Annotated in this window: 20 protein-coding genes; 2 read left to right on the forward strand and 18 right to left on the reverse strand. The window is 65.8% G+C overall.

The window, feature by feature from the left end; genetic code table 11:
- Window positions 1-90: 90 nt before the first annotated feature.
- Genes CJU94_RS16785 through CJU94_RS41425 form a run of 3 tightly spaced genes read right to left on the reverse strand, consistent with a single transcriptional unit; the run spans window position 91 to window position 1,630 of the window.
- Complete coding sequence (locus CJU94_RS16785; RefSeq protein WP_095419644.1) at window positions 91-942, reverse strand: anti-sigma factor family protein; 852 nt, start codon at window positions 940-942, stop codon at window positions 91-93.
- Window positions 942-1,472, reverse strand: coding sequence for a sigma-70 family RNA polymerase sigma factor (locus CJU94_RS16790; protein WP_095419645.1), 531 nt, complete (start codon window positions 1,470-1,472; stop codon window positions 942-944). The genes CJU94_RS16785 and CJU94_RS16790 overlap by 1 nt, the downstream gene beginning before the upstream one ends.
- 14 nt (window positions 1,473-1,486) lie before the next feature.
- Window positions 1,487-1,630 carry a hypothetical protein gene (locus CJU94_RS41425; protein ID WP_167397541.1) on the reverse strand — a complete coding sequence of 48 codons (144 nt, stop codon included), beginning with the start codon at window positions 1,628-1,630 and terminating at the stop codon, window positions 1,487-1,489.
- Window positions 1,631-1,980: 350 nt separating this feature from the next.
- Between CJU94_RS41425 and hfq the strand changes: the two genes are divergently transcribed.
- Window positions 1,981-2,469, forward strand: a complete 489-nt coding sequence (gene hfq / locus CJU94_RS16795) for an RNA chaperone Hfq (RefSeq protein ID WP_095419646.1) — start codon at window positions 1,981-1,983, stop codon at window positions 2,467-2,469.
- 20 nt (window positions 2,470-2,489) lie between these two features.
- On the opposite strand, the gene CJU94_RS16800 is transcribed toward hfq, so the two are convergent.
- Window positions 2,490-2,717, reverse strand: coding sequence for a hypothetical protein (locus tag CJU94_RS16800; protein ID WP_095419647.1), 228 nt, complete (start codon window positions 2,715-2,717; stop codon window positions 2,490-2,492).
- Window positions 2,718-3,132: 415 nt separating this feature from the next.
- On the opposite strand from CJU94_RS16800, the gene CJU94_RS16805 reads away from it, so the two are divergent.
- A complete protein-coding gene (locus CJU94_RS16805; protein WP_095419648.1) occupies window positions 3,133-3,321 on the forward strand; it encodes a hypothetical protein in 189 nt (62 codons plus the stop codon).
- A gap of 261 nt (window positions 3,322-3,582) precedes the next feature.
- Here CJU94_RS16805 and CJU94_RS16810 read toward each other — a convergent pair whose 3' ends face one another.
- The 14 genes from CJU94_RS16810 to CJU94_RS16875 form a co-directional block, all read right to left on the reverse strand.
- Window positions 3,583-4,311 carry a DUF2968 domain-containing protein gene (locus CJU94_RS16810; RefSeq protein WP_095419649.1) on the reverse strand — a complete coding sequence of 243 codons (729 nt, stop codon included), beginning with the start codon at window positions 4,309-4,311 and terminating at the stop codon, window positions 3,583-3,585.
- Window positions 4,312-4,358: 47 nt separating this feature from the next.
- Window positions 4,359-5,750 (reverse strand): sigma 54-interacting transcriptional regulator, encoded by a 1,392-nt coding sequence (locus CJU94_RS16815; RefSeq protein WP_007182264.1) that lies wholly within the window; start codon window positions 5,748-5,750, stop codon window positions 4,359-4,361.
- A 10-nt stretch (window positions 5,751-5,760) separates the two neighbouring features.
- Entirely contained in the window at window positions 5,761-7,542 is a 1,782-nt protein-coding gene (locus CJU94_RS16820; protein ID WP_095419650.1) for a TadG family pilus assembly protein, read from the reverse strand.
- A gap of 1 nt (window position 7,543) precedes the next feature.
- On the reverse strand, window positions 7,544-7,963 hold the full coding sequence (locus tag CJU94_RS16825; protein WP_095419651.1) for a DUF3613 domain-containing protein: 420 nt from the start codon (window positions 7,961-7,963) through the stop codon (window positions 7,544-7,546).
- Window positions 7,964-8,014: 51 nt separating this feature from the next.
- Window positions 8,015-8,863, reverse strand: coding sequence for a tetratricopeptide repeat protein (locus tag CJU94_RS16830; RefSeq protein WP_208645323.1), 849 nt, complete (start codon window positions 8,861-8,863; stop codon window positions 8,015-8,017).
- A 9-nt stretch (window positions 8,864-8,872) separates the two neighbouring features.
- On the reverse strand, window positions 8,873-9,880 hold the full coding sequence (locus CJU94_RS16835) for a type II secretion system F family protein (RefSeq protein WP_095419652.1): 1,008 nt from the start codon (window positions 9,878-9,880) through the stop codon (window positions 8,873-8,875).
- Between the two features lie 2 nt (window positions 9,881-9,882).
- Window positions 9,883-10,953, reverse strand: coding sequence for a type II secretion system F family protein (locus tag CJU94_RS16840; RefSeq protein ID WP_095420406.1), 1,071 nt, complete (start codon window positions 10,951-10,953; stop codon window positions 9,883-9,885).
- Window positions 10,946-12,328: a TadA family conjugal transfer-associated ATPase gene (locus CJU94_RS16845; RefSeq protein ID WP_095419653.1), complete on the reverse strand. Its 1,383-nt coding sequence runs from the start codon at window positions 12,326-12,328 to the stop codon at window positions 10,946-10,948. Before CJU94_RS16845 ends, CJU94_RS16840 begins: the two co-directional genes overlap by 8 nt.
- A 3-nt stretch (window positions 12,329-12,331) precedes the next feature.
- Window positions 12,332-13,573, reverse strand: coding sequence for a P-loop NTPase family protein (locus CJU94_RS16850; protein ID WP_095419654.1), 1,242 nt, complete (start codon window positions 13,571-13,573; stop codon window positions 12,332-12,334).
- 132 nt (window positions 13,574-13,705) lie between these two features.
- Window positions 13,706-15,121: a type II and III secretion system protein family protein gene (locus tag CJU94_RS16855; RefSeq protein ID WP_095419655.1), complete on the reverse strand. Its 1,416-nt coding sequence runs from the start codon at window positions 15,119-15,121 to the stop codon at window positions 13,706-13,708.
- A gap of 42 nt (window positions 15,122-15,163) precedes the next feature.
- Entirely contained in the window at window positions 15,164-16,114 is a 951-nt protein-coding gene (cpaB, locus tag CJU94_RS16860) for a Flp pilus assembly protein CpaB (RefSeq protein ID WP_095419656.1), read from the reverse strand.
- Between the two features lie 91 nt (window positions 16,115-16,205).
- Entirely contained in the window at window positions 16,206-16,703 is a 498-nt protein-coding gene (locus tag CJU94_RS16865; protein ID WP_095419657.1) for a TadE/TadG family type IV pilus assembly protein, read from the reverse strand.
- Window positions 16,700-17,200: an A24 family peptidase gene (locus CJU94_RS16870; protein ID WP_095419658.1), complete on the reverse strand. Its 501-nt coding sequence runs from the start codon at window positions 17,198-17,200 to the stop codon at window positions 16,700-16,702. The genes CJU94_RS16865 and CJU94_RS16870 overlap by 4 nt, the downstream gene beginning before the upstream one ends.
- A gap of 145 nt (window positions 17,201-17,345) precedes the next feature.
- A complete protein-coding gene (locus CJU94_RS16875) occupies window positions 17,346-17,516 on the reverse strand; it encodes a Flp family type IVb pilin (RefSeq protein WP_095419659.1) in 171 nt (56 codons plus the stop codon).
- Between the last annotated feature and the right edge of the window lie 495 nt (window positions 17,517-18,011).

The following is an 18,011-nucleotide window of genomic DNA, read 5'->3' on the forward strand; positions in this document are numbered from 1 at the left end:
GCGCTATTCCGCGCTCCGCGGCCGCGCCGGCGGTTTCGGTTACCGCATGTTGCGAAGCGATGCGGCGGCCCGTCGAGCCGCCGAACGCCGCTACTGCCACGACTCCGGTTTGCCGCCGAGCGCGCTGCACACGTCGATCGCGATCGTGCGCAGCTTGCCTTCCGCGATCGGCCCGGACAGCGCGTAGCCCATGCCGTCGTTGATCCAGTAGAAGGTGCGCCGATTGCCTTCGCGAAACAGGCGGAACGCGGTTTCGTCGCGCGACGTGCCGGTGACATAGAGGGTGAGGCGTGCGCCGCTGCCGTTCTCGTACATGAATTGCGCCGCCGGTCCCGCTTCGCCGGGCAACAACCGACCGCCCACCAGCGAGTAGCCGTATTCCTGCAATGAAGGCACCGAAAGCGGCCGGTTCAGCCGCTTCGAGAGCCAGTTGATCAGATGCTCTTCTTCGCTGGCGGCGACTTCCACCGGATGACGCCGCTCCGGCGTGTACACCGCGTAAGCGATGTCCGCGCGCTGGGCGAAACTCGGCGGCTGGCCGCCCAGACCGCCCCACGCGCCGCCCGTCAGGCGCGGCGCGAGCGGCCCGAGCGCAAGCGCGAGCCCGGCACCGGCCGCCAGCCAGCAGGCCGCGACACCCGCGCGCTGCCACCACGGCGTCTTCCGGCGCAACACGATGAAGGCGGGTTCGTCGGCGGCTTCGTCCCCGCGGCGTTGATTGCGCTCGTCCCGCTCGCTGTGCTGCGGTGCCCCGCATAGCGCACGCAAAGCGGATTTCTGCGCGCGCCATGCGGCCACGCGCGCGGCGGCCTGCGGATGCTGATGCAGTTGCGCCTCGATCGCGGCGCGCTCCGTCCCCGGCAGTTCACCGTCGACAAACGCCGACAGCGCTCGCAGGTCGAGCCCTTCGGGCAAGCTGGAATCGTAGTCGTCGCTATTCATCACGGGTTTCTCACTACTTTCAACGGCGGAGTTTTACGCGCCGGCCCCTGCGCCGGTCCCTCCGTCAGCAACGCGCGCATGTGTTCGCGCGCGCGCGACAGCCGCGACATGACCGTGCCGATCGGCACGCCGAGCGCGCGCGACGCTTCCTGATAAGACAGATCCTCCACGCAGACCAGCAACAGCACTTCGCGCTGTTCGACCGGCAGGCAATACAGCGCGCGCTGCAGATCGCGCAGCACCAGACCGTCGACTTCGCCCTGAGGCGCTTCGAGATTGCGCCACGGCGCGCTCTCGTCGTCGACGGCGATCTCGCGGCGGCCGCGCAACTGGTCGATGTAGAGATGCCGCAGGATCGTCAGCAGCCACGCGCGCAAATTGCTGTCCGGCCGGAAAGCCGCCCAGCGCGCGAGCGCGCGCTCCGCCGTATCCTGCACGAGGTCGTCGGCCCAGGCGCGGTCGCCCGTCAGTGCGCGCGCATAGCGGCGCAACTGCGGGAGCCACGAAATCACTTCAGTTTCGAAACTCACCCGGCGTGAGACGCTCAGTAGCCGCCGCCGCTGCCCGTGCCGCCACTGGTGCCGGAGGCGCTGCTATCGGTCGCGGACGTGCACGCGCTCGTCGCGAGCGTACCGCCCGCGAGCGCCAGCAGAACGAAAACAGCGGAAAGGATGCGGGATATCTTCATGGTCAGACTCCTCGTGAGCGCCCGGACGCCTGCGCGAACCGGGAAGCCGATCGGCCGCGCGCACGATGCAGCGCCGCCATGCCTGATATAACGCCGGCGGCCGGCGGTTTATTCCGCCAGCGGCACGCCATGCGCTATCTTTTTCCGCCATCCGCGCCGCGACGGCCCGCGCGTGGCGGAAGAATGCGGCATTCGTCCGCAGATTCGTAACTCAACGTTACAGTCAATAGTTATCAGATGCTTATGTGCCCACAAGCCGTTATAGTGGACGCAGTTCGCCCGCCGACGCGTTCTGCCCCCACACAGGGTAGAATCGCGGCGAACAACCGTCTTTCTAACCTGAATTGTCCATGGCTTCCGCAGAATCGCATCCGCAAAACGACTTCATGAACGCCGCGCGCAAAGAACGAAAGCGCGTTGAGATCTACCTTGTCAATGGCATCCGCCTGACCGGGTGCATCGAGTCGTTCGATCAGTATCTGGTGATGCTGCGCACGCCTGTCGGCCTGCAAGGCATCTACAAGCGCGCGATCTCCACGATCCAGCTCGACACCGGCACGCGTCCGGCTCCGCGCGCGGGGCGCCCGTCGCACGGCGAGCACACCACGCGCGGCCCGCACGGGTCGCGTGAACCGCGCGATCATCGTGAGCCGCGCGAACCGCGTGAACCACGCGAGTCGTATGGCGCGCCGTCTTCGGACCGGCCTGCGTCAGATCGTAGCAGCAGCACGTCGGACGGCCCGGTGGTCGTGACACGCCGCCGGCGTCTGTTCGGCACGGGCGGCGACGGCGGCAACCACGGTGGTGGCAATCACGGTGGCAGCGGCGGCGCCGAGTAAGTCGCCGCAGTAGCGCTCGGCTACTCTGCCGGATGGCCGAGCCGCTGCAAGATCTTTTCCAGGCGCATCACCTGCAGTTCCGTCAAGTCGAATCCACATTTGACCGCCAGCACGCGGCGACGCCAATACCTGGCGTCCAGCATACGCTGCGCCGGTTGCTTCGTCGCCCAATCCAGATGATCCAGTTCTGCTTCCACAACGTGTGACGCGTTGAGGCGCTGCGCGCACGCGGTCTTTTTTCGGTTCATGTTGTTCGCTGCCTTGTTGTTCACAGGTTCTGGCCGCGCCCCTCCCGAGCACGACACTGCCGGTTCGCGGCGTGCGCTGCGTTCTGCCGGCCCCACGCGGACGGCGATCGATTGTTGTTGTCCCGCGCCGCATTCCGTCGACACAAGGAAAACGAGTCGATATGCATTGGTTTTAAGTTCTGGCTGATGACATGTTGATGACGCCGCTGCGGCGCGAGCCTCGTTCGGCTTGTTCGGCTTGTTCGGCTTGTTCGGCTTGTTCGGCTTGTTCGGCTTGTTCGGCTTGTTCGAATTGTTAGCCCTTGGCTCTGGAGCAGACGTTTGCGGCGCGCAGTCTTAAGCCTTTCGGCCGATGTTCGCCTGCGCCCGCTTTGCGCTATGCTGGATTGCCGACTCTCTTCTCACGGAGCACGTCATGACCAGCAAGAAGCAGCACGCCACTCACACCGCCGAAACGCGGACACCCGCGGAGTCCGCCGACAGCCGGCTCGATGAAGCGCTCGAGGAAAGCTTTCCCGCCAGCGATCCGATCGCCGTGGATATGGGGGATCCGCATCACGCGGAAGACAAGGAAGGAGTTTCGGAGGGAAAGAAGCGGCGCTAGTCATGCCGCGCTGGCGTCACTGGACACCGCGAAGCGATGCCGCGAGGGTCGCGCCTGTCAACGCGCATTCGGTGAATCCAACGGGTACGCTTGCGCAACGCGCTTGTCACACAAGGTATCGCAGGGGGCACGTGCGCACGCATGGCCCGCGCCGCGCTGCGTGAGGATCACGCATAGAGATCACGCACAGCGGGCAGGTGTCGGACGGCACTTTCGATTCCGCGCCGCCCTGTCCACCCGATCGTCTTCAGACCATCGCCCTCAGTGCGCGGGCAAGCCGCTTTCCAGTTGACGCTGCAGTGCACGCACCTGACGCTGCGCGGCACGCAACTGATCCTGCGCGGACGCTTTCTGCTGAGCGAGCGCCGTGGCTTCGGCGCGAGTCTGCTGCTGCTGGGTCGCCACAATGGTCTGCTGCTGACGGGCAACATCCAGGTCGGCCTGCAGACGGTTGGCCCGATCTTGCGACAACGCGATCATCCGCTCCGTGAACGCCTTTTGCGCCTCGAGTTGCGTGCGGCGAATCTCGACGTCGGACAGTTGCACCGTCTGACGCACGAAATCCTTGTAGATCATGTCGGCACGCGCCGCGTCCTGCGTCTTGATGACTCGCCAGAAATTTTTCTGCTGGAACAGCGCCACGTAGTACGTCATCTCCTTGCCGTGAAACAGCAAGCTCGCGCCGTAACTCCCGTTATAAGTGGTGCGCAGTTCGCTCAGATCCGCCCCGTGGATCATCTGCTGCAATTCCGCCACATTGCCCGCGGCGGATTGCTTTGCTTCGTCGGGCGTGAGCGCCGACGTTTGGGCCTGCCCTGCCTGCGAAGTTGCCGGCAACGCCGCCATCGTACCTGGCTGGGAAACAACGCCACCCCCGGCGCCGGCACCCGCGCTGCTGTCCGGCAGAGCCTGCGCATTGACGCCTTGCGCTGCCCCCATCGCGATGACTGCGGCGAGGGCAATCTGTCGTAGTTTCGACTTTCGGTCCATGTAATTCCTGCTTGAACAGTTTTTGTTTTAGTACAACCGTCTCATTATTACTCACTTTCGCGTGTTTCGGGCTCTTCGTCGAAAATTTGATACTTGCGCATCTTCTCCCACAGGACCTTGCGGCTGATGCCCAGATAGAGCGCCGTATCCTGGCGGCGCCAACCGTTTGCGTCGAGCGCGGCCAGCACGCGGTTGCGCTCGGCCATGTCCCATTTGCTGCGGTCCACCAGCACCTCGGCGACGCTCTCGGCCGGCACCGGCTGGCTGGTGCGCGCCAGCGCGAGAAGCCGTTGCAGGCGCGCCGCATCCCACGCGCCGATCTGGCGCACGGTCACGCCGATGCGCTCGGCCAGGTTGCGCAACTCGCGCACGTTGCCGGGGAAATACGTGTCGGCGACGGCATCGGCGAGCCAGTACGGCAGATCCGGCAAAGCAGCGAGACGCTCGGTGCCGACGATCTGCGCGATGAACGCCTTGAAGATGGCGATCTTGTCGACGGCACCCCGCTCTTCGAGTGACGGAATCTTCAACTCGATCACGGCGAGCCGGTAGTACAGGTCGGCGCGAAACGTGCCGTCCTTCACCAGTTGCGGCAGCAGTTTGTTGGTCGCCGCCACCAGCCGGAAGTCGAGCTTCACGGGCGTGGCCGAACCGATGCGCGTGACGGCGCTGTCTTCGAGCACGCGCAGCAGCTTGACCTGCTGATAGAGCGGCAGATCGCCGATTTCGTCGAGGAACAGCGTGCCGCCGTCGGCCTGTTCGAAATAGCCTTTGTGCGCGACCACAGCGCCGGTAAACGAGCCTTTCGAGTGACCGAAAAAGAGCGACTCGAAGAGGCCATCCGGAATCGCGCCGCAATTCACCGCGACGAACGGGCCTTGCCCGTAGCGGCTATGTTTTTCGTGCAGCAGTTGCGCGATGCGCTCCTTGCCGACGCCGGTTTCGCCGTGCACCAGCACGCTCGTGTCGCAATCGGCGAAGGTGTCGACTTCGTGCAGCAGCGCCTGCATGCACTCCGAGTTCGCGATCATCGCGTCGGACTCGTGCGTCTTGGCACTGTGCGCGCGCATTTGCAGCACGAGCTTCATGACCATGCCGCGCAATTCGGCGCAGGTGAAGTCGAGCGGCAGAATATGCGAGTACTCGGACGGGTACGTGGCCGGATCGTGCTCGCGCGGCGCGGCGCCGACCCACACCACGGGGATGCCGTGCGCCGCCTGCCAGTCGCGCAGGATCAGCGCGCCGCTGTCGATCACCGACACGCTGATGATCGCGAGCGACGGCCGCAGCGCGGTCCGCTCGGGCGAGATCGCGATATCGTCCGCACGGATCACTTCGACATCGAAGCTCGCCATGCAGCGCGCGACCCGGTCGACGATGTCGGCCTTGCCCTCCCAGACGTAGATATCGAGTTCCTCGATTTTGGTGGTGGTTCTCATCTTGGATAGGCTAGTTGACCAGTTGCGCGACGCCGCACGTCAGCAACATGTTGTGGACCGTCGCAGTGCCGACCTGAACGCCCAACAGGGACAGCGTCGGGACGAGGACTGCGTCGAGCAGGTTGAAAACGGGTTGGAGCGCCGTCGACAATACGGGCGCGAGGGCCGCGAGCAAGGGCTTGGTGACCGTTGTCAGATCAAGCCCCGCAGCGGTCACTTGCAGCAGGTTAGGCAACGCCTTGAGTAGCTGCGCGGTTAGCGTCGACGCGTCGCTTCCGACGGCATTGGAATTGACGGTGATCGACGAGTCGAAACTGCCGGATGAACCGTTGAACGTAATGGGCTGCGGCGAAGGCGGCGCCAATGGCAATTGGCCCGTCCCACCAAGCGCGATCTGCGTGAGGTCGATCGTGCCGGTCAGAATGGTCCACGCCGTAACGTCAGCGATGTTGATCAAGCCGCCGCAAGCCGCGTTTGCCCCGAGGCAGACCGTAGCAATACTCGGAGCGACCTGAATCGTGGCCTTGGTCGCCGCCTTGGTCGATTCGCAGCCGACCGAGCTGAGTGAGGCAGTGCCCTGCGCACTCGTCAACGAAAGCATGATCGGGGTATTGAGAGCGGCGATGCTGATCGAGCCGATGCCGAGATTCAGGCTGATCGGCGTGAACATCACCGGCAACAGATTCACACTCGCGTTGATCACCGCCGTGCGCGCTTGAGTCCGGTAGGTCCCGTCGGCCGAGGTGCCGCCCTCGCCCACCGCCAGCACGGGCGGGTGGATGATCTGCAGCGAAATGCCCGCCACGCCGGCCAGCCCGGCCGCCACATTGATCACCGGCGCGCTGCCCTGGCCGCTGTCCGGACCGCGCTGCGCGATCTGCGCGGCCACCAGCAACGCATCGAACGCGTTGATCGTCGCGCTCGCCGCGGCATTCGGATTGGCGAGGCCGAGCGCGAGCAGTCCGGGCGCGGACGGACCGCCGTCGCCGATCGCGATGTTCTGCCCGCCGGGAATCGCCACGGCCACCTTCTGCAGAATCGCCGCGTTGACGGTGTCGCCGCCCGCCTGCAGCGCGCTGACCATCGCGACCATCAGTTGCTGAAAACTCACCGTGGTGCCGAGCAGTCCTTTCATCGTCGCGGCGCCGAGCGCCACCTTCAGATCCTCCAGTTTGACGTGCGCCGTCGCGAGACTCTGCGTATCGCCCACGCTCAGCGACACGCTGGTGTTCAGCAAGCCGCCGAGGATCGCATTCAACAGCGCCGACTGTTGCGTATTGATGGTCGCGATGCCGGTGCCGAGCGAGAACGCATCGATATTGGAAGCGAACGCGGTGGCCGTCGCCGAGACGTTGCGGCTCGGTCCGAGGAAGAAGTACGGCACGCGTTGGGTCGTCTTCACCTGCACCGCATTGAGCGGGTTGCCGCTGGTGCCGAAGTAGGTGTTCGAACTCGTATCCCAGCGGCCGCACGTGGTGCCGATGGTCGTGGTGCTGCCGGTCTTGAAGCCGTTGGCGGCCGCATTCTGCTGCGCCGCCGTGGCGGCCGTCGCGCAGCCGCCCGAGGAGGCGACCATCTGGACCGCCGCCATCGCCGCCAGATCGGCCGTGCGCTGCAACTGCCTGCGCGCGAAATACACGTTGCCGACATCGATCGCGCCGAGCGCCGCGATCGCCAGACTCAACCAGATCGCCGCGACCACCGCGACCGCGCCATGCTGACGGCGCGCGCTCGCGCGCCGCGCACGTGAATGGCGCGCCGTCAGGGGCATGGCGAAAGGCACTGTGCGCATGTCAGTACGATCCGCCGCTGCTGCCGCTGCTCCCACTGCTGCCGCCGAGCCCGCTGTTCACGCCCATCGCGCCGCTGCCGCCGTTGCCGGTATTCAACGTGGAACCGTACAGATCGGGGATCTTGCTCTTGAACGATTCCATGTAACGACGGTACGCCAGCCCGGCTTCCGCGCCGAGCGTCGGCAGCGCCGGCGCGGCTTGCGTATTGCTGCTCTGCAGGTCGAGCCATGTGCGGGCCGCGTGACCCACTTCATCGGCCCGCATCGCCGGCTGCGCGGCCTGCTCCGGCTGCGCCGTTGCGCCCGTCTGCGCCATCGCGCAGACGCCCGCGCCCAGCAGCGCGCCGGCCGTCGCAGCCGTGGCCAGCCACCGGCACGGCCTCGACGCCCGCCAACCCCGCTTCATTATTCTGTTTTTCATTGTTGCTCCATGATTGCCTGATGCCTCAGCACGAAGTCGCCGCGCGCCCGCTCATTGCGAGAAACGCTGCAACAGGCGCGGCGCGGGTTCGATGCCCTGCGCGCTCGCGACCGTGCGCGCGCCCCCCGCGCCCAACGGCGGTTGCGCGGGCGCGCCGCGTGCTTGCGCGCGTCCTGCCGCAGCCACCTTCGCCGCATCGCTGCGGATCGCGGCGCGCACGTCCGGCGCGAGTTTCTGCTGGTTCATCACCGCCAGCGCCTGCGCCTGGTCGCCACTGGCGAGCAGATAGAGCGCGAGGTTGCTGACGATCTTCGGATTGGTCTGATCGAGTTCGGCCGCCTTCATGAGCGGCACGCGCGCGCCGTCCACGTCACCGTTGCGCAGACGCGCATAGCCGAGGTCCGACAGCGTCGCCGCATCGGTCGGCGCGAGTTGAACCGCCTGCTGCAATTCCTGCGCGGCGCGCGCGAAGTCGCCGGCCGCGCCGGCGATCAGCCCGAGCCCGCGATAGCCGCGCGTGGCGAGCGGCGTCTTCAGCAGTTCTCCGTACGCGGTCGCGGCGGCGCCCGGCTGGTCGGTCATGCGCAGCGCGTCGGCGCGCAGCAGGATCGAATCGGGGCTCGCGCCGTATTGCTTGTCGTACGCATCGATATGCGCGAGCGAAGCGAAGTACAGCCCCTGCGATTGCATCTTGTCGATCAGGCCAAGGTACATGCCGGGCGTGTCCGGCGCGGGATCCCGGTTGGCCTGCTGGGCCAGCACGGCGCGCTCGGCCTGCGGACCGACGCCGTAACCCGCGAGATCCTTCGACGCACACGCGCCGAGCAGAGCCAGCAAGGCCAGCGCCGCGGCGCAGCGGGCGCCATGTTTGGCGGAATCGAACGAGAGACTGTGAGTCATGGCAAATCCTTAGTGCTTCACCGTGCCTAACGAATGCTGGACAGCCAGCACGCCAGGGCCGGCCGTGACGATCATCAGCGCGGGCAGCAGCGTGACGATCATCACGCCCGTCATCTTCACGGCGAGCCGGCCGATGCGTTCGCGCAGCATCGCGCGGCGCGTCTCCCGCAGACGGTCGCCGAACTGCTTGAGCGGTTCCTGCACGGCGCCGCCATGCCGGTCGACCTGCACCAGCAGACGCATCACCGCGCGCAGATCCTCGTTGTCGTAACTCGTCGCGAGCCGGTTCAGCGACTGTTCGCGCGTGCGGCCGGCGGCGAACTGGCGCTGCGCGATTTCGAGCTCGCCGGCGAGCACCGGCAACATGCCGCGAAAATCGTTGACTACCACCTGCAAGCCCTGATCGAGCGACAAGCCCACGCCTTGCAGGAGGCGCAGCAAATCGACCAGCAACGGCAATTCGTCGACCACCGCATTGCGGCGCCTGCCGGCACGCCGCCGCAACACGAGCTTGGGCAGCATGAAGCCCGCCATCGCCGCGATGATCACCAGCGCGACATGCCGCGATCCCTCCAGTCGACCGCTCGCCAGCGCAGCGGCCAGCGCGGGCAGCACCGTCGCACCTACGAGCCGCGCCACCAGAAAGAGGCCGCGCGTGCGCGTATCCACGAAGCCGCATTGTTCGAGCAGCCGGCGATCTTCCTCGGCGACGACCTGACGGCCAACCGGCGTATCGAGCCAGCGAATCCCGGTATGCGCGAAGCGCTCGAGCAGGCCTTTGAAACCCGCGGGCTGCATGCTGCGCGCGGCAGCCTTCGCGCCGCCCGGCGCGCCTTCACCATGGCGTGCCGCCGCGGCGAGCGCCGCGCTTTGCAGCGCACGTTCGTCGAGCGCGTGCCGCAGCGTGCGTTCGCTGCGCCGCGCGGCCGCCATGCGCGCGAGCAGCAAGCCGGCGATCAGCAGCAAACCGAGCGCGGCCAGAGCGAGTGCGAGCGCGACGAGTCGGTGAATCTGCATCGTCAATTCCTCAGGTTCGCGAGGCGGTACAGCAGATACGCCCCGCCCAGCTGCAGCGCAAACGCCAGATAGACCAGTTGCCGGCCGGTGGGGTCGAACCACATCGACGCGAAGTACCTGGGATTGGAGAGGATCAGAAAGCCGCCGATGCCTACCGGCAACATCGCCAGCACCCACGACGACAGCCGCGTTTCCGCCGACATCGCCACCAGTTCGCGCTCGGCGTGTTCGAGATCGCGCATGAACGAGGCCATACGCTCGAGCATCACGTCGGCGCGTCCACCGTACTTGACCGACAGACGCAGCACGGCGCCGACCAGTTCGAGTTCGCGCACGCCATAGATCAGCGCGACCTGCGATAGCGCCCGATCGATTTCGACGCCGGTGCGCAGCATCCGCGATACGTAGTCGAGGCATTCGCGCAACGGCGCCTCGGTGGTTTGCATCGCGGCCTGGAAGGCCGCGGGCACACTGTTGCCGAGCGTGATCAGACGCACGATGCCGTCGAGAAACAGCGGCAATTGCCGCACGATCTGCTGACGCCGTTTGTTCACTCGCAGCGTCACCAGAAAATAGAAGAACATCACGCAAGCGCACAACGCGACGCCGGCCGCGAGCGCGCCGCCCACCAGCGCGGCCCAGCCGCACAGCAGCGACACCAGGGTGCCCGCGAGCGCGGCCGGCGCTTTCGCATGGGCAATGGCCGCACGCGCCATGGCGTGCCGCACCATGAAGCGCACGCGCGCCCGCAGATAACGCCAATGCTCGAGCCAGCTCGCATCGGCGGGCGGCGCCTGCGGCGCGATCACCGCCTGGGTGGCCCCCGCGCGCGCGGCGGCGCCGCGTGCTCCGCTTGTACCGCTTGCCGGGCCGTTGCTCATGCCGCCCGCGGCGAGACCGGCCGGCATCGGAGACGCGCCAAACGAGCCGCCGTTAGGGGACGCCATGCGGCTGTCGATATAGCGCTGCGCGCTCACCTGGCCTTTGCGTTGCGCACCGCGCTGCCAGAGCAGCAAGGCGAACGCCGCGCAGAGCAGCGCAAGCGCCGCGAAGACCAGGACCGCGCTAGACATTGAAGCCTCCGCCAAACCCGCCACCACCGCCACCGCCGAAGCCGCCGCCGAAGCCCGCGTTGCCGAACCCATTGGCGGCCTCGCCGCCGCCCAGCGCCTGACGGAAGCGCGCCAGCTTCGGCGAGTGCGGATGGATGCCGAGCGAAACCCAGTTGTCGAGCTCGTCGCCTTCCGCGCTCAGGATCGGCTCGTAGCGATACAGCTCCTGGGTGGCGATGATGTTGTCCGACAGCCCCGTCACTTCCGTGATCGACAGAATGCGCCGGCGCCCGTTGGAAAGCCGGCCGATCTGCACGATGAAGTCGATTGCATTGGCGATCTGGCGGCGCAGGCTGGACTCGGTGCCCTGAAAGCCCGCGAAGCCCGCCAGCATTTCCAGCCGGTACAGACATTCGCGCGGCGAACTGGCGTGCACGGTGCCCATCGAGCCGTCGTGGCCGGTGTTCATCGCCTGCAGCATTTCGAGCACTTCGCCGCCGCGCACTTCGCCGACGATGATGCGGTCCGGCCGCATCCGCAACGTGTTGCGCAGCAGGTCGCGAATCGTCACGACGCCCGCGCCGTCGAAGCCGCCCGGCCGGCTTTCCAGCCGCACCACGTGCGGGTGGTTCAGCGACAGTTCGGCGGTGTCCTCGATGGTCACGACCCGCTCCGGCTCGGGAATGTGAAACGCCAGCGCATTGAGCAGCGACGTCTTGCCGGAGCTCGTGCCGCCCGACACCAGCACGTTGCAGCGCGCCGCCACCGCAGCTTCGAGCAGTGCGCCGATTTCCGGACTGTAGGTGCCGTTGCCGAGCAGATCGTCGGGTCGCATCGGATCCTTGCGGAACTTGCGGATCGAGACGATCGGCCCGTCGATCGAGAGCGGCTCGATCACCACGTTCACGCGCCCGCCGTTCGGCAAACGCGCATCGACCATCGGATTCGATTCGTCCAGACGCCGGCCGATCGGCGCGAGAATGCGCCGCACGATCCGCAGCAGATGCGCGTTGTCGGCAAAGCGCACCTGAATGCGCGTCAGAATGCCGTGGCGCGACACGTACACGTCGTTATAGCCGTTGATCAGAATGTCTTCGACGGCCGGGTCGGCGAGCAGATCTTCGATCGGACCGAAGCCCGCGAGCTCCTTGGTCAGCGCCTCCGCGATCAGGCGCACCTCGCTCTCGTTGATCGGAATGCGGCGCAGCCTGACGAAGCTGTCCATCTCCAGATCGACGAACTGGTTGATCGCGTTACGCGACCAGCGGCCGAACTCGGCGCCGAGTTCCTCGATACGCGTGAGCAGATGTTCGTGCGCAGCGTTCTTGATGTCCTGGAACTGCTGGCTATGCGCGAACGAAGGCGCGTCGTCGGCAAATTCGATGTCTTTTGCCATCGTCTATGACCGCTTGTGAGTGGTTGGAATGAGGCGCTTGAGCGCGCCGAGAGCCGATTTGCCGCGTGCCTGACGAGCGCTGCGCTGCGCGCCGCCGAGCCGCTCGATCAACGGTTCGAGCGCGCGCACATACGGATCGCGCGCGGCGACATCGGCCAGCAGATGCCCCTGATTGACCGCCTGGCCGAGCGCGACACGCCGCTCCGGCAAGGTGGCGAGCAACGCAATGTCCAGTCGCTGCGCGATCTGCGCGGCCGCCAGGCCCAGATCGGCGTCGAACTTGTTGACGATCAACTGCACGTTCGCGGTATCCACGCCCTCTTCGCGCAATGCGTCGAGCACGCCGACGGCCGACACGATCGAAGCCACGCCCTGATCGCACAGCAGCCAGGTTTCGTCGGCGGCCTGCACGACATGAGCGATGAACTCGACATTGGTGAAGCCGCCGAGATCGACGATCTGCTGGTCGAAAAACGCACGCAGGCGGCTCAGCAAGCCGATCGACGACGAGTACGACACCTCGCGCATGTCGGCCAGGTTCGGCGGCAGCGTGGTGAGCGCAAGGCCGCTCGCGTGGTGCGACAGCGCGGTATGCACGAAAGTCTGATCGAAGCGGCGCAGGTTGCGCACGGCTTCGACGAAATTGAATTCACTGCGCGTATTCAGGAGCAGCGAGGCGTCCGCAGCCGGCAGGCCGAGATCGAGCAACGCCGCTTGCCGGCCCTGCGCGACGTCGCGCCGTTGCAGCATCACCGAAAGATTCGCGGCCAGCGTGCTCACGCCCATGCCGACGCGCGCGCCCAGCAGCGCGGTGACATGGCCATGGCGGCTAACCGGCTCGACGAGGTTGTCGAGCACCTGGCGCGTGATTCGCAGAGCGTCTTCGCGGGGCGCCGTCAGATCGATGAAGTCGCGCACGCCGGCACGCAACGCGGCCAGCGCGCTTTCGGGTTCCGCGAGCGAGCCCAGCGCGACGATCTGCATGCTGGGATAGGCGGCGCGCACCGCGCTCGCGGCAGCGCTCGCCGCCGCGGCGCGGCCGCAGGAAAAATCGACGAACACCAGCGACGGATTGAGCGTCGCGATGCGCTGTGTCAGCATCGACGGATCGAGCGTGGCCGTTTCGACCACACCGGCGCCCACCAGCGTATCGGCGAGCCAATGCACGTGTTCGTCGGTGAGCGACGCGAACACGAAATAGTCGGTGACCGCCCGTTCAGTCAATGAATGCGTTCTCGCGTTCATGTTGGACTTCCTTATGCGGCATAGGCGACAAAGCCCCCGCGTCGTACTGCTTGCCGGCGGGCCCACGCGGTTCGCGCGCACGCCGGCTCACCCCTGTATTCATCCGGCGCACTGCAAGAGCGCCTGCCGGCTTCACTTCGAAAATCCCGGCGACGAATCGCGCGCCGCCACGCCGCCGATCAGCGAGCGCCACACCGGCCCATTGCGCTGTTCGGACTGCTCGCCCGGCGTCGACGGCAAGGTCGCGCCCTTGGCGAGCGGCGAGACCAGATGCGGCGTCACGATGATCACCAGCTCTTTCTCGTTCTGCTGATAGTTCAACTGTTTGAAGAACGTGCCGATCACGGGCAGGTCGCCGAGCAACGGCACTTTCGCAACATTCGAAGCCGTCTCGCGGTCGATCAGGCCGCCGATCACGAAGCTCTCGCCATCGCCGAGTTCGACGGTGGTGTCCGCACGCCGCGTGATGAACGCGGGCACCGACACGCCGCTGATCGTCACGGCGTTGGCGAAGTCCAGCTGGCTCGCCTCCGGCGCCACTTTCAACGCAATGCGCTGTGGGCTCAGCACGGTGGGCGTGAGCGTGAGCCCGACGCCATACGGCTTGAATTCGATCGAGGTCGAACCGAGCGCCTGCGGCACCGGAATCGGCACCTCGCCACCGGCGAGAAAACTCGCGCTCTGGCCGGACAGGGCGACCAGGGTCGGCTCGGCCAGCACGCGCGCGAGGTTGTTGCTCTCGAGCAGGCTCAGGTTCGCGAACAGCCCATGCGTGGCGGAGTTGAAAATCAGGTTGAACGCCGAGGAGATCGGCGTCACGCCGGTCAGACTCGGCGCCTGCCCCGCCGTGGCCGATACCGAAGTCAAAGCCGACGGCGCGAACGAGCCGAAGGTGAAGCCGTTGTTCTGCTTGAAGAAGTTAAAGCCCACTTCCTTCAACACCGAGCGGCTGAACTCGACCACCCGCACGTCCACCTGCACGACCGCGCGGCTCGCCACCATCGAGGTGTCGAATACCGCCCCATCCTTGCCGAGCGACCCCTCGGCCGCGACCACGGCGCGCTGGTGGGCCTCCATCGTCGCGGACGTGCCCGACACCACGGCCGTGCCGCCGAGCACCTTCACAGCCGGCGTATCCGGTCCCAGCAACGACGCCGCGGCCGGCGTGGTCACGTCGACGGTGTACTGCAGCGGCGCGTCACGGTCGCGCGCCCACAGCATCAGGTTCGTCGTGCCTGCCGCCTTGCCGACCAGCAGCACGCCGCCGCGCTTGTCGCCCTTGATGATCAGCACGTCGGCCACCGACGGATCGCCGATCGCCACACGCTGCAGCGTATGGCCGACGGCGATCTGCTGCTGCGCGCCGACCGTCAGCGCGATGGTCTGCGCAGGCGCGGCGAGCGTTGGCTGGCCCGGCTGAGCCGCTTGTGCGGCTTGCGTCGCTTGCCCGCGCTGCGCCGGCCCCGCCGCATCCGTCACGGTCGATACGGCCAGCAAGGCCATCCCGAGCCACGCCGCCTTGCGGAAAACAAAAATCCGTTCTGTCATGTAGTTATGGACGCGACCGGCCGCCCGCTCCCTGAAACTGCTTTACCAGGCGACCGTCTCGGCTCGCCCACCCCGTATCACTTCGATACCGCTCTTTGTACTGTTGGTATTGCCCGCCACGCGCGTCGGCGGCATGCGCGGCAGCGGCGGCAGCCTCGAGGCGGCGCCCGCGTTGCCCCCATTGGCGCTGCCCGACAAGGTGTCGAGCGCCACGCCGGCCGCGGCGCGGGTCGAATCCTGGAGCGGCTCGGCGGCGCCCGCGTGAACCGCCGTCTTGAGCACGCCCGGATAGGCCGGCAAAACGCTTTGATCGATTACTTCGGCATCCTTCGGATTACGCAATGCGAAGATCAGACGGCCCGCGCTTTCCGCGAGCGTCAGACGATCGACATCGGCGACCGGCACGGCGAGCACCGCCGTGCGAATCATGCCGTTCGGGTCGCCCGCGCTGTCGCCGCTCGCGGTGGCGTTGCCGAACGCCAGCACGCGCACTTTCGACATCAGCAAACGCGCCTGGGTCCGGTCGATCTCGCCGCCGTTACCCATGCTGCCGCCGTCGCGCTTGAGCGTGAAAAACACGTCGACGAAATTGCCGGGCCGCAACCGGTTGCCGACCGCGTTGCCCTCGTCCACTCGCACGGCGAGCGCGCGCTCGCCCGGCTCGATGCGCTCGGCAAGTCCCGACGACAACTGGCTTTCCAGCACTGGCGACTCCGCGCCGATCTCGGCGTTCGGCACACGCCCGGCCAGTTGCACCGGCTCGGTGAAGGCGCCGTTCGGATTGATCGGCAGCGATTGCACGCGCAGATCGTCGAGCGTAATGGCTTTGCCCGCCGTCAACGTGCGGGTCGCCACCACCACCGGGAAACTCGCATGCGTGGCGGGCGTGACGGCCACCGGCGCCGGGCGGCGCGAAAGCGTCCACGCGAACAGCCCGAGCACGAGCGCCACGGCGATCAATACACCGGCAAGTATCCTGGTCAGGTTCGGCATGACGATCGGCCAGTTCGGTTAAACGATGCAAAGCCGTGCGCGCGTGCAATCACGCGTTCACGGACGACGAGGCCTGGAGCCGGCGCGCGCGTCACTGGATGTTCTCCGGATTGAGTTGTACGGTGGCGCTGCTCGACAGCGACTTCGGCACCACGATTCCCAGCAGCGGCAAGACCGGCACGATCGGATTGGCCTGATAGTTATAAGTGAGCAGCACGTTTACGCATTGCATCGCGCCGCCGGGTCCGCACGTCGAGGAAGACGGCGTGCATTGCATGGACTGCACCAGTTTCGCGGCCACCAGCTTCGCCGCCGCGCAGGCCGCGTTGCCGCGGTTGGTCAACGCGGTTTGCAGCGACGTATTGCTCTGCCAGTTCAACGCGGCGCGCGCGCCCTCTTCCGCGGCCAACGTCAGGTTCTGCTGTGCCACGAGGATCAGACTGAAGGTGATGATCGCGTACAGGATCGCGAAAAAGAGCGGGAACACCAATGCGAATTCGACAGCCGTGGCGCCGCGCTGCGCGCGCGCCCGGCGCAAAGGGAGAACTCGGCGTGGCGAGCCTGCTCGCTGCGGCGTGGCGGGTTTCATCGCAGCCCTCCGGCCATGCCATGCAGCACGAGCCAGCCGCTCGCGGCCACCGTGAGACACGCGGCGTACGGCGTGGATGCCTTGCCCGCCAGTTCGAAGGTCGCGCCGGATCGACGGGCGAGGCCCGCGAGCCGTGTGCGGGTCGTGATCAGCAGCCAGAGCGCGTGCCCCCCGGCAGCGAGACTCGCCGCCATCCACAGGCCGAGCAACGCATGCATGCCGCACCACGCACCCAGGACGGCGAAGATCTTGACGTCCGCGGCACCCATCACGCCGAGCGCAAAAAACGGCAACAGCGCGACGAGACCGATCAATGCGCCGATACCCGCGTGAGCGAGGGAAATCCCGAAAGGCCCGCATTGAAATAGTGCGCAGCCGAATGCCGCCGCTAAACCCACCACGACAATTGAATTGGATATACGCCGCCAACGGCAATCACTAATCGCGACTACCGCAGCCCAGGCGATAAATAACAAAATGCCAACGAAAACATTCATTTCGCACTCGACAGGCGAAGCTACGCCATGTGAATTGCAATGCAATTCACATTAACCATTCAGCGATGCGTTAATACGTCGGCGAAACGCGCGGTCGCCGCGGCGACGACCGCTTCGCACGACGTTTACGGCTTGCCTTTCATGATCAGGACGTGGTGATCAGGCTCGCGACTTTCGTCATGACAGCCGAAATATTTGAACCGACCGACGACACCGCCCCCGCGATGACGAGTACGACAAGACCCGCGATCAACCCGTATTCGATGGCTGTCACGCCTTTGTTATCGCTCAGGAAGCGTTGTGTGAATTTTTTCATTTGAACCCTCGAACGTCATTTATTTCATTCGTATATGTGCTGCATCGGTCAGTGGAGTACCCGAGTGCGCGAACCGTTGGTCTCTCATTTCCGGTTCTGTTTGTTGCACCACAGTAGCTTCACGTTGCAGCCGTTGTCAATAAAACGGATGGCTATGAGCTGTCTGTTCGATAACCCACCTCCCTCTCAATCTCCGATGCTTCCGGGTTTTATAGCCGAACAATGATATTTAAGCAATTGTTCGCTGCCCCGACGCTCGTAACGTGTGCGTTTTAACCGCCCTCGCAGATTAACGGCTGTCCGTGCGTTGCAGCACATAGGTATAACCATGAGTTAGATTCGCTCCACTAATTACCTGTTTGAACAGAACGTTTCAAGCGCGCGGACGCATTTTTGGCCCCTGCGTTACGCCGGACATCGTAACGGCACGAGCGGCTCGTTACGTTACGCCACTCGCAAAACGCCCCCCTCACATCGCGTTTTGCGAGTGCGTTC

This window comes from Paraburkholderia aromaticivorans, from assembly GCF_002278075.1.
Classification (GTDB): Bacteria; Pseudomonadota; Gammaproteobacteria; order Burkholderiales; family Burkholderiaceae; genus Paraburkholderia; species Paraburkholderia aromaticivorans.

Coding starts and splice junctions, on each gene's coding strand:
- CJU94_RS16785 (WP_095419644.1), bottom strand. CDS start 942: ATGAATAGCGACGACTACGATTCCAGCTTGCCCGAAGGGCTCGACCTG.
- CJU94_RS41425 (WP_167397541.1), bottom strand. CDS start 1,630: ATGAAGATATCCCGCATCCTTTCCGCTGTTTTCGTTCTGCTGGCGCTC.
- hfq (WP_095419646.1), top strand. CDS start 1,981: ATGGCTTCCGCAGAATCGCATCCGCAAAACGACTTCATGAACGCCGCG.
- CJU94_RS16800 (WP_095419647.1), bottom strand. CDS start 2,717: ATGAACCGAAAAAAGACCGCGTGCGCGCAGCGCCTCAACGCGTCACAC.
- CJU94_RS16805 (WP_095419648.1), top strand. CDS start 3,133: ATGACCAGCAAGAAGCAGCACGCCACTCACACCGCCGAAACGCGGACA.
- CJU94_RS16810 (WP_095419649.1), bottom strand. CDS start 4,311: ATGGACCGAAAGTCGAAACTACGACAGATTGCCCTCGCCGCAGTCATC.
- CJU94_RS16815 (WP_007182264.1), bottom strand. CDS start 5,750: ATGAGAACCACCACCAAAATCGAGGAACTCGATATCTACGTCTGGGAG.
- CJU94_RS16820 (WP_095419650.1), bottom strand. CDS start 7,542: ATGCGCACAGTGCCTTTCGCCATGCCCCTGACGGCGCGCCATTCACGT.
- CJU94_RS16825 (WP_095419651.1), bottom strand. CDS start 7,963: ATGAAAAACAGAATAATGAAGCGGGGTTGGCGGGCGTCGAGGCCGTGC.
- CJU94_RS16830 (WP_208645323.1), bottom strand. CDS start 8,863: ATGACTCACAGTCTCTCGTTCGATTCCGCCAAACATGGCGCCCGCTGC.
- CJU94_RS16835 (WP_095419652.1), bottom strand. CDS start 9,880: ATGCAGATTCACCGACTCGTCGCGCTCGCACTCGCTCTGGCCGCGCTC.
- CJU94_RS16840 (WP_095420406.1), bottom strand. CDS start 10,953: ATGTCTAGCGCGGTCCTGGTCTTCGCGGCGCTTGCGCTGCTCTGCGCG.
- CJU94_RS16845 (WP_095419653.1), bottom strand. CDS start 12,328: ATGGCAAAAGACATCGAATTTGCCGACGACGCGCCTTCGTTCGCGCAT.
- CJU94_RS16850 (WP_095419654.1), bottom strand. CDS start 13,573: ATGAACGCGAGAACGCATTCATTGACTGAACGGGCGGTCACCGACTAT.
- CJU94_RS16855 (WP_095419655.1), bottom strand. CDS start 15,121: ATGACAGAACGGATTTTTGTTTTCCGCAAGGCGGCGTGGCTCGGGATG.
- cpaB (WP_095419656.1), bottom strand. CDS start 16,114: ATGCCGAACCTGACCAGGATACTTGCCGGTGTATTGATCGCCGTGGCG.
- CJU94_RS16865 (WP_095419657.1), bottom strand. CDS start 16,703: ATGAAACCCGCCACGCCGCAGCGAGCAGGCTCGCCACGCCGAGTTCTC.
- CJU94_RS16870 (WP_095419658.1), bottom strand. CDS start 17,200: ATGAATGTTTTCGTTGGCATTTTGTTATTTATCGCCTGGGCTGCGGTA.
- CJU94_RS16875 (WP_095419659.1), bottom strand. CDS start 17,516: ATGAAAAAATTCACACAACGCTTCCTGAGCGATAACAAAGGCGTGACA.